The organism is Alcanivorax sp. HI0083 (genome assembly GCF_001635175.1).
The window spans coordinates 1-2,154 of sequence record NZ_LWFX01001747.1 but is presented as its reverse complement, the minus strand read 5'-3'; the positions used below and the strand labels follow the sequence as shown (position 1 = coordinate 2,154).

4 protein-coding genes are annotated in these 2,154 nt (G+C 55.7%); 1 reads left to right on the top strand and 3 read right to left on the bottom strand.

Annotated elements, in window-relative coordinates; genetic code table 11:
• Nucleotides 1-168 (bottom strand): DUF1499 domain-containing protein (locus A3754_RS28895; RefSeq protein ID WP_369817651.1); only part of this gene is annotated, 168 nt, incomplete at its 3' end.
• Between the two features lie 55 nt (nucleotides 169-223).
• Entirely contained in the window at nucleotides 224-838 is a 615-nt protein-coding gene (gene lexA / locus A3754_RS25420; protein ID WP_063520830.1) for a transcriptional repressor LexA, read from the bottom strand.
• 300 nt (nucleotides 839-1,138) lie between these two features.
• Between lexA and A3754_RS25415 the strand changes: the two genes are divergently transcribed.
• The gene (locus A3754_RS25415; protein ID WP_063521693.1) at nucleotides 1,139-1,789 is read left to right on the top strand and encodes a cyclic nucleotide-binding domain-containing protein; all 651 of its coding nucleotides are present in this window, start codon (nucleotides 1,139-1,141) and stop codon (nucleotides 1,787-1,789) included.
• A 62-nt stretch (nucleotides 1,790-1,851) separates the two neighbouring features.
• Here the strand turns inward: A3754_RS25415 and A3754_RS25410 are convergent.
• The coding region (locus A3754_RS25410; RefSeq protein WP_063521692.1) for a universal stress protein at nucleotides 1,852-2,154 on the bottom strand (303 nt) is incomplete at its 5' end.

Sequence of the window (2,154 nt, the reverse complement as noted above, 5' to 3'; positions counted from 1 at the left end):
CGCGTAGCCCCTCTGCAGGCTGCCAAGCAGGCTTTCCAGCTTTTTCAGGCTGCTTCCCCGATCGGCGCCAGCCTGCAGAGGGGCTACGCGCTTATCGCTCTGTGTGGCCAGGCTGGACACACAGTTCGGAGAATCGGGGCAGGGCGCAAGAAGATGGGTTTCAGCCATGGCAAACGCACTCCATACAATCAGGCAGATACCTATACCCGTGTGGATACAGGCTTTAATAAGAATTCGGGTCACGAATCAGCCCCACAAATATGCCTTCGATGATAAGTTGATCAGCGGGCACCTTGATGGGCTCATAGGCTTCGTTGGCCGGCAACAGGGTGGCGCTGGATTTGTTCAACTTTAAGGTCTTCACTGTGACTTCTTCGTCAATGCGAGCCACAACGATTTCCCCGGACCGTGCCACATTGGATTTGCGCACGGCAATCAGGTCCCCATCGAAGATACCTGCATCCACCATACTGTCGCCCTGAACCTTCAACAGATAGGTAGGGCGTTGCTTGAACAGCCCCTGGGGCACCGGCACCGTGCGCTCAACGTTCTCGATGGCTTCAATGGGAACACCAGCGGCGACTTTGCCGACAATGGGCAGTTCCTCTTCGCCCCAATAGGCATGATCCAGCAACTGGATGCCGCGAGAACGATCGCTGTGCAGTTTTATGTAGCCCTTACGCTCCAGGGCGCGGAGATGGTCGGACGCCGCATTCTTTGACTGGAACCCCATGATGTCGGCGATCTCTGCGCGGGTTGGGGCCATGCCGCTGTCCGAGAGACATTCACGGATGCAATCGAGAACCTGTTGTTGCCGGTCGGTAAGTTTGCTGCTCATAACCTTCTCCCTGTTTCCCGCAGAGTGGAGCGCTTGTCAATCTTGCCGGGGCGCTCTTGTTCGGTGCTAGCTGCGCGATTCGTGTAGGCATTCATATGGTTGTTTGCCTGAGCTTGTAAGTCTTGGCTGACAGGCAGTGCTACATTCAGGATGCTAGCATGGATGCTGACTATATGAACAGTGCTATTTGAGCAGTTGTTGGCGAAGTTTTTATACCGCTTTTACGTCCCCGTCGTTGCCCTGCTGCGACGCGGGCACTAGCATATGACAATAATTCCATCATAACAGTGGGGATAGTAGATGGAGCAGGCCAATAATAATGATTTCGGCCAGCAACGGCGGCGCCAGCTGTTAGCCGGTGTGCCGTTTTTTAATGAAATCGCCCGTGATGATCAGGACGAATTTGCGCAGCTTGAAAAGACGACCCGCCTTTGGGTAGCCGCTTCCGGGGAAAGTGTCATCCGTGCTGGTGATGTGGATTCCACCCTGTATTTTTTGCTCCGGGGGCAGCTTGAAGTCCTCTCGGATAATCCAGAGGAAGCTCCGCTTTACTATGTCTCACCCGGTGAAGTATTTGGCACCTTGTCCATGCTTCTGGGAACGCCCCGCAGCGCTACCATAAAGGTGGCGGACAATGCTCGGGAGGCGGTATTGGCAAGCCTGGACTTCAATGAATTCAACGACGATGACAGTGCCTATTCGTTGGCTACCCGTCTGGCCTTCTTCCATATGATTGTTCACCACATCCGCTGGACCCTGGAAGTAAAACGAATGCAGGCGCCGACCCACGAGCTGGTCCATTCCATGCGCAAACTGCCGGTTTTTCATGGTGAGAAAAACAGCCAGGAAGAGCTGGCTGCACTGAAAGTGCAGGCTCAGGGGCTGGCTGAATTGTTGTGTCGTTGGAACGGAGAAAGCCAGGCCAGTACCGGGGCGCTGCAGCTTACCTGATTCGCGTTTGCGTCAGTTCCCGTGTGGGGGGCTCCCCCGGTGCGGGACATCCGGGCTTTCTGTTACTGGTCGACTTTCACGGCCAGTACGTCGCAGTGGGCGCCAGGCACCAGCCCGCGTGCGGTTGAGCCCAGCAGCAGGGCCAGGCCGCTGCGAGTATGGCTGCCCACCACGATCAAATCCGCCCCTAGCTTGTCTGCCTTGTCGAGAATGGTCTTTTCGATGGATCCCATGTCCACGTAAACATTGGTCTCGGGAATCTTGTATTGCCCTGCGTATTTGTCTGCCATTTCACGGGCCTGTTTCATCAGGCCGCTTTGCAAGTCCGTCACATCCATGGGCACATCCGCGCCGTAAGCCAGAGC